Genomic DNA, 7,792 nt, shown 5'->3' on the forward strand with positions numbered 1-7,792 from the left:
ACTCTGTGATTACACTCTCTCAAATACCGTAGCGATACCCTGACCCAACCCAATACACATCGTCGCCAGACCAAACTGCACGTCTTTACGCTCCATCAGGTTCAGCAGGGTGGTGCTGATACGCGCACCGGAACATCCCAGCGGGTGGCCCAGGGCGATCGCACCGCCGTTGAGGTTGATCTTCTCGTCAATCTGCTCCATCAAGCCCAGATCTTTAATGCATGGCAGGATCTGCGCAGCAAAGGCTTCGTTCATTTCAAACAAACCGATGTCACTGACGGAAAGCCCAGCTTTTTTCAGCGCCAACTTTGAGGCTGGAACCGGGCCGTAACCCATGATTGACGGATCGCAACCGACCACCGCCATTGAGCGAATGCGCGCGCGCGGCGTCAGGCCCAGTTCGCGGGCACGGCCCTCGCTCATTACCAACATAGCAGCGGCACCGTCGGAAAGCGCGGAAGAGGTACCGGCAGTGACCGTACCGCTAACCGGATCAAACGCCGGACGCAGGGTAGACAACGCTTCGAGGGTGGTTTCCGGACGGATCACTTCGTCGTAGTTAAACTGTTTCAACACGCCGTCGGCATCGTGACCGCCAGTCGGGATGATTTCATTTTTAAATGCGCCAGACTGGGTGGCAGCCCAGGCGCGAGCGTGTGAACGTGCGGCGAAGGCATCCTGCATTTCACGGCTGATACCGTGCATACGAGAGAGCATTTCCGCCGTCAGGCCCATCATCCCCGCGGCTTTTGCCACGTTGCGGCTCATTCCCGGATGAAAATCTACGCCGTGGCTCATTGGCACGTGACCCATATGCTCCACGCCGCCAATCAGGCAAGCCTGAGCATCGCCGGTCATAATCATGCGCGCCGCATCGTGCAGGGCCTGCATGGATGAACCGCACAAGCGGTTGACGGTGACAGCCGGGACGGAGTGTGGGACTTCCGCCAGCAGTGCGGCGTTACGGGCGATATTGAACCCTTGCTCCAGCGTCTGTTGTACGCAACCCCAGTAAATGTCATCGAGAGCCGCGGGCTCAAGCGCTGGATTCCGCGCCAGCAGGCTACGCATTAAATGTGCGGAGAGATCTTCTGCCCGCACATGACGGAACGCGCCCCCTTTCGAACGGCCCATCGGGGTACGGATCGCATCAACAATTACAACCTGTTCCATTGTGACTCCTTAAGCCGTTTTCAGGTCGCCAACCGGGCGGGCAGGCTCAACCGAGGGATAGTACGGTTCGTTATGACGCGCTTTATTACGCAATCCTTCCGGCACCTCATACAGTGGGCCGAGGTGCTGGTATTGCTGCGCCATATCGAGGTATTTGGCGCTGCCGAGCGTATCCAGCCAGCGGAACGCACCGCCGTGGAACGGAGGGAAGCCGAGACCGTAAACCAGTGCCATATCGGCTTCCGCCGGGCTGGCAATGATGCCTTCTTCCAGGCAGCGCACCACTTCGTTGACCATCGGGATCATCATGCGGGCGATAATCTCGTCATCACTGAAATCGCGCTTCGGCTGGCTGACGTCTGCCAGCAGGCCATCGACCGCAGCATCCTCTTCTTTCTTCGGCTTGCCTTTGCTGTCTTCTTTATAACGCCAGAACCCGAGACCATTTTTCTGTCCAAAGCGGCTGGCATCGAACAGTGCATCGATCGCATCGCGATAATCTTTCTGCATCCGCTGCGGGAAGCCTGCGGACATCACTGCCTGCGCGTGATGTGCGGTATCAATACCGACTACGTCCAGTAAATACGCCGGGCCCATTGGCCAACCGAACTGTTTCTCCATCACCTTATCAACTTTGCGGAAGTCCGCGCCGTCGCGCAGTAACTGGCTGAAACCGGCGAAGTAGGGGAACAGCACGCGGTTTACAAAGAAGCCAGGGCAGTCGTTGACCACAATCGGCGTTTTGCCCATCAGGCTTGCCCAGGCGACGACTTTAGCGATGGTTTCATCCGAGCTTTTCTCACCGCGGATGATCTCAACCAGCGGCATCCGGTGCACCGGGTTAAAGAAGTGCATGCCACAGAAGTTTTCCGGGCGCTTCAGAACGCTGGCCAGTTCGCTAATCGGAATGGTAGACGTGTTTGACGCCAGCACGGTATCCGGGCGCACTTTATCTTCGGTCTCTGCAAGCACCGCTTTTTTCACTTTTGGATTTTCAACAACCGCTTCCACCACCACGTCCACGCGCTCAAAGCCGGTGTAGTCGAGGGTTGGTTGGATGGTGGAAATCACGCCCGCCATCTTCAGACCGTCGATCTTGCCGCGCTCAAGTTGCTTATTCAGCAGCTTGGCGGCTTCGGTCATGCCCAGCATCAGCGATTTATCGTTGATATCTTTCATGATAACCGGCACGCCTTTCCAGGCAGACTGGTAGGCTATACCGCCACCCATAATGCCTGCGCCCAGAACTGCGGCTTGCTTCGGTGTCTCAATATCCTTCGTCAGTTTTTTCGCTTTCGCTTTGACGTACTGATCGTTGAGGAAAATACCGACCAGCGCACGCGCCTCGTTGGTGTGCGCCAGCGGGACAAAACTTTGGTTTTCCAGGTTCAGCGCTTCTTCACGACCAAAGCGGGCGGCAGCTTCAATCGTTTTCACGGCGGTGATCGGGGCCGGGTAATGTTTCCCTGCCGTCTGCGCAACCATGCCTTTGGCGATGGTAAAGCTCATGGCCGCTTCAATTTTGCTGAGTTTCAGCGGCTCCAGTTTTGGTTGGCGTTTGGCCCGCCAGTCGAGGTCGCCGTTGATTGCCTGACGCAGTACCGCCATTGCGCCCTCGAGCAGTTTTTCCTGCTTCACAATGCCATCAACCAGACCGATTTTCAGTGCCTGCTCGGCACCGACGTCTTTACCTGCGGCAATGATTTCCAGCGCGCTGTCTGCACCCAGCATGCGTGGCATACGCACGGAACCGCCAAAGCCCGGCATGATGCCCAGCTTGGTTTCCGGTAGACCGATGCGCAGGTCCGGGGTTGCCAGACGGTAGTCGGTCGCCAGGACGCACTCGCAGCCGCCACCCAGCGCATAGCCGTTGACCGCAGACAGGGTTGGGACAGGCAGATCTTCCAGGCGATTAAAGACGCTGTTGGCAAAGTGCAGCCACTGGCTTAGCTGTTCTTCAGGAACAAGGAACAGTGAAAGGAATTCGGTGATATCGGCACCGACAATAAAGGCTGCTTTGTTAGAACGCAGCAGCAGCCCTTTTAAATCATGTTGTTTCTCCAGCACATCCAGCGCATGGCCAAGGCTGGCTACGGTTGCCGTGTCGAGTTTATTGACTGAGCCAGGGGCATCGAACACCAGTTCGGCGATGCCATCTTCCAGCCAGTCGAGGTACAGGGTGTCGCCTTTGTAAAGCATGTCAGTCTCCTGAATCCGCAAGGTGATCTGGTCATACCAGATGAATCGAAGTGTGTGTTTTATGTTAATAAAATGCAAATGAATGATTAAAGAAATGACGGGCCGATCACGCTCGGCAGAAATCACGCAGTCACAGGACGATGTGCTAAGATGCGGAGACTTGAGGTCAAAAAAACAGAAGGGTAAATAATGGAATCACTGGCCGCACTCTATAAAAATCATATTGTTACCTTACAGGAACGGACCCGCGATGCGCTGGCGCGTTTTAAGCTGGATGCGTTACTTATTCACTCCGGTGAGCTGGTTAACGTTTTTCTCGACGACCATCCGTATCCGTTCAAGGTCAATCCGCAGTTTAAAGCCTGGGTACCCGTCACGCAGGTTCCCAACTGCTGGTTGCTGGTGGATGGCGTTAATAAGCCTAAGTTGTGGTTCTACCTGCCGGTGGATTACTGGCACAACGTTGAGCCGCTGCCGACCTCTTTCTGGACCGAAGAAGTTGAAATTATTGCGTTGCCAAAAGCCGACGGTATTGGTAGCCAGTTGCCTGCTGCCCGCGGCAATATCGGGTACATCGGCCCGGTACCGGAACGTGCGCTGCAGCTGGACATTGCTGCCAGCAACATCAACCCGAAAGGGGTGATCGACTATCTTCACTATTACCGTGCGTATAAAACCGATTACGAGCTGGCCTGCATGCGCGAAGCGCAGAAAATGGCGGTAAGTGGACACCGTGCAGCCGAAGAAGCGTTCCGTTCAGGGATGAGCGAGTTCGACATCAACCTGGCGTACCTGACAGCCACGGGGCATCGCGATACCGACGTGCCTTACAGCAACATCGTCGCGCTTAACGAACATGCCTCTGTACTGCATTACACCAAGCTGGATCATCAACCGCCATCAGAATTCCGCAGCTTCCTGCTGGACGCCGGGGCGGAATATAACGGCTATGCGGCAGACCTGACGCGGACCTGGTCGGCGAAAAGCGACAACGACTATGCACAGTTGGTGAAAGACGTTAACGAAGAAGAACTGGCGCTGATTGCAACCATGAAAGCGGGTGTCAACTATGTGGATTATCACATTCAGTTCCATCAGCGCATCGCGAAGCTGCTGCGTAAACATCAAATCATCACCGATATGAGTGAAGAGGCGATGGTGGAAAACGATCTTACCGGGCCGTTTATGCCGCACGGTATTGGTCACCCGCTGGGATTACAGGTGCATGATGTCGCTGGTTTTATGCAGGATGACAGCGGTACGCATCTTGCCGCACCGTCGAAGTATCCGTACCTGCGCTGCACTCGCGTGCTGCAACCGGGCATGGTCCTGACCATTGAGCCGGGCATTTACTTTATCGAATCCCTGTTAGCGCCGTGGCGTGAAGGGCAATTCAGCAAACACTTCAACTGGCAGAAGATTGACGCGCTGAAGCCGTTTGGTGGTATTCGTATTGAAGACAACGTGGTCGTCCATGAGAATCATATCGAAAACATGACCCGGGATTTGAAACTGGCGTAATGGACAGTTGGTTAATCCCTGCGGCGCCGGTTAGCGTCGTTGAAGAGATCAAAAAAAGCCGCTTTATTACGTTGCTCGCCCACACGGACGGCGTAGAGGCGGCAAAAGCGTTTGTCGAGTCAGTCAGGGCAGAGCATCCGGACGCCCGCCACCATTGCGTGGCGTGGGTAGCGGGTGCACCGGATGACTCGCAACAGCTGGGCTTTTCGGACGACGGCGAACCGGCGGGGACGGCAGGTAAACCGATGCTTGCGCAGCTAATGGGCAGTGGCGTCGGCGAGATTACCGCGGTGGTGGTGCGCTACTACGGCGGTATTCTTCTCGGTACAGGTGGACTGGTCAAAGCCTACGGTGGTGGGGTGAGCCAGGCATTGCGGCAATTAACAACGCAGCGCAAGACGCCGCTTACCGAATATACTTTGCAGTGTGAGTACGGCCAACTGGCAGGTATTGAAGCACTGTTGGGGCAGTTCGACGGTAAAATCATAGCCAGTGATTACCAGGCATTCGTTCAGCTACGGGTAGCGCTTCCTTACACGAAAGTGAATGAATTTTCAGCAAAGCTGGCGGATTTTAGTCGAGGTTCATTGCAATTGTTAGCGATTAAAGAATAATCCCCACCTCATTTTAAAGAACTAAGGAAGCGGCAGAGATGCATTTTCGCGCCATTACCCGAATCGTTGGACTACTGGTCATCTTATTCTCGGGGACAATGATCATCCCCGGACTGGTAGCGCTCATCTACCGTGATGGGGCGGGTCGTGCATTTACGCAAACTTTCTTTGTCGCGCTGGCGATTGGCTCCATGCTGTGGTGGCCGAACCGTAAAGAAAAGGGCGAACTGAAATCCCGCGAAGGGTTTCTTATCGTGGTCTTGTTCTGGACCGTGCTGGGCAGCGTGGGTGCGCTACCGTTTATCTTTGCTGAAAGTCCAAACCTCACGATCACCGATGCGTTTTTCGAATCCTTCTCCGGCTTAACCACGACGGGCGCAACCACGCTGGTGGGGCTGGATTCATTACCACATGCGATTCTCTTTTATCGTCAAATGCTGCAATGGTTTGGCGGGATGGGGATCATCGTGCTGGCGGTGGCTATTCTGCCTATTCTTGGTGTCGGCGGTATGCAGCTTTACCGGGCAGAAATGCCAGGGCCGCTGAAAGACAATAAAATGCGTCCGCGTATTGCCGAAACGGCGAAAACCCTGTGGCTTATCTATGTATTGCTGACAGTGGCCTGTGCGCTGGCGCTGTGGTTTGCCGGCATGCCTGCGTTTGACGCTATCGGTCACAGCTTTGCGACCATTGCTATCGGCGGCTTTTCAACGCATGACGCCAGCGTGGGTTATTTCGATAGTCCGACTATCAACACAATTATTGCAATCTTCCTGCTGATCTCCGGGTGTAACTATGGCCTGCACTTCTCTTTATTAAGCGGGCGTAGTCTGAAGGTCTATTGGCGCGACCCGGAATTTCGGATGTTCATTGGGGTACAGCTGACGCTGGTGGCTATCTGTACGCTGGTATTGTGGATCCACAATACCTACGGTTCGGCGCTAACGACAATCAATCAGGCCTTTTTCCAGGTGGTGTCGATGGCAACCACCGCGGGGTTCACCACGGACAGTATTGCTCGCTGGCCGTTGTTCCTGCCCGTGCTGTTGCTGTGTTCTGCCTTTATTGGTGGCTGTGCCGGGTCAACGGGCGGTGGCTTGAAGGTGATTCGTATTCTGCTGCTGTTCAAGCAGGGTAACCGTGAGCTGAAGCGCCTGGTCCACCCGAACGCGGTTTACAGTATTAAGCTAGGTAACCGTGCACTGCCAGAACGTATCCTCGAAGCAGTATGGGGATTCTTCTCTGCCTATGCGCTGGTCTTTATTATCAGTATGCTGGCGATTATCGCGACCGGCGTGGATGACTTCTCTGCATTTGCTTCCGTTGTCGCGACGCTGAATAACCTGGGGCCAGGGCTGGGTGTGGTTGCCGACAACTTTGCCAGTATGAACCCGGTGGCGAAATGGATCCTGATTGCCAATATGCTGTTTGGTCGTCTGGAGGTCTTTACTCTGCTGGTACTCTTTACCCCTACCTTCTGGCGTGAATAATGGAGTAACACGTGAAAACACTGATTCTTTTTTCTTCCCGGGATGGACAAACGCGCGAAATCGCCGAGTATCTGGCTTCTGAGCTCAAAGAGTTGGGCATCTGGGCGGATGTGATGAATCTGCACCGCACCGAAGAGCCTGACTGGCAGCACTATGACAGCGTGGTGATCGGTGCCTCGATTCGCTACGGTCACTACCATTCTGCTTTTCAGACGTTTGTGAAGAAGCACGCTACGCGGCTGAACGCGATGCCGAGTGCGTTCTACTCCGTTAATCTGGTTGCCCGTAAGCCGGAAAAACGTACCCCGCAAACCAACAGCTATGCGCGCAAGTTTCTGATGACCTCGCCGTGGCGACCCGATCGTAGCGCGGTGATCGCTGGCGCACTGCTTTATCCTCGCTATCGTTGGTATGACCGCGTCATGATCCAACTGATTATGAAGATGTCCGGTGGCGAAACGGATACGAATAAAGAAGTGGTCTATACCGATTGGGAACAGGTTGCGAGTTTTGCGCGAGAAATAGCCCAATTAACCAACAAAGCGTCGTTAAAATAAACGTAAAGAATAAAAAACACGCACTCGGAAAATTATTTTGAATTTCCCCTTGTCAGCCTGAAATAACTCCCTATAATGCGCCTCCACTGACACGGAACAACGGATTACAAGCCGCCGGGTCAGCGGGGTTCTACTGAGAACCTTGCGGAGAAAAGCGGAAAGAAATGCTTGACTCTGAATGAGGAAAACGTATTATACGGGACCTCGCAACGGTGAGCGAAAGCCGCGTTGCACTGCT

General features: G+C 54.5%; 6 protein-coding genes. 4 read left to right on the forward strand and 2 right to left on the reverse strand.

Annotated elements, in window-relative coordinates; genetic code table 11:
- Nucleotides 1–9 precede the first annotated feature (9 nt).
- Nucleotides 10–1,173 (reverse strand): acetyl-CoA C-acyltransferase FadA, encoded by a 1,164-nt coding sequence (gene fadA / locus M2374_RS21060; protein ID WP_115259829.1) that lies wholly within the window; start codon nt 1,171–1,173, stop codon nt 10–12.
- A gap of 9 nt (nt 1,174–1,182) precedes the next feature.
- A complete protein-coding gene (fadB, locus tag M2374_RS21065) occupies nt 1,183–3,372 on the reverse strand; it encodes a fatty acid oxidation complex subunit alpha FadB (protein ID WP_181688597.1) in 2,190 nt (729 codons plus the stop codon).
- Nucleotides 3,373–3,561: 189 nt separating this feature from the next.
- Here fadB and pepQ point away from each other — a divergent pair, with 189 nt between their 5' ends.
- From pepQ to hemG, 4 genes are read left to right on the forward strand one after another with little or no spacing between them, the layout of a single operon-like run.
- Nucleotides 3,562–4,893, forward strand: a complete 1,332-nt coding sequence (pepQ, locus tag M2374_RS21070; RefSeq protein WP_096758898.1) for a Xaa-Pro dipeptidase — start codon at nt 3,562–3,564, stop codon at nt 4,891–4,893.
- A complete protein-coding gene (locus tag M2374_RS21075; protein ID WP_181688596.1) occupies nt 4,893–5,507 on the forward strand; it encodes an IMPACT family protein in 615 nt (204 codons plus the stop codon). The genes pepQ and M2374_RS21075 overlap by 1 nt, the downstream gene beginning before the upstream one ends.
- 38 nt (nt 5,508–5,545) lie before the next feature.
- Nucleotides 5,546–6,997 carry a Trk system potassium transporter TrkH gene (trkH, locus tag M2374_RS21080; RefSeq protein ID WP_115259827.1) on the forward strand — a complete coding sequence of 484 codons (1,452 nt, stop codon included), beginning with the start codon at nt 5,546–5,548 and terminating at the stop codon, nt 6,995–6,997.
- A gap of 11 nt (nt 6,998–7,008) precedes the next feature.
- Nucleotides 7,009–7,554: a menaquinone-dependent protoporphyrinogen IX dehydrogenase gene (gene hemG / locus M2374_RS21085; protein WP_181540204.1), complete on the forward strand. Its 546-nt coding sequence runs from the start codon at nt 7,009–7,011 to the stop codon at nt 7,552–7,554.
- Nucleotides 7,555–7,792 lie beyond the last annotated feature (238 nt).

Source organism: Citrobacter sp. JUb117, assembly GCF_024809055.1.
Lineage (GTDB): Bacteria > Pseudomonadota > Gammaproteobacteria > Enterobacterales > Enterobacteriaceae > Citrobacter > Citrobacter gillenii.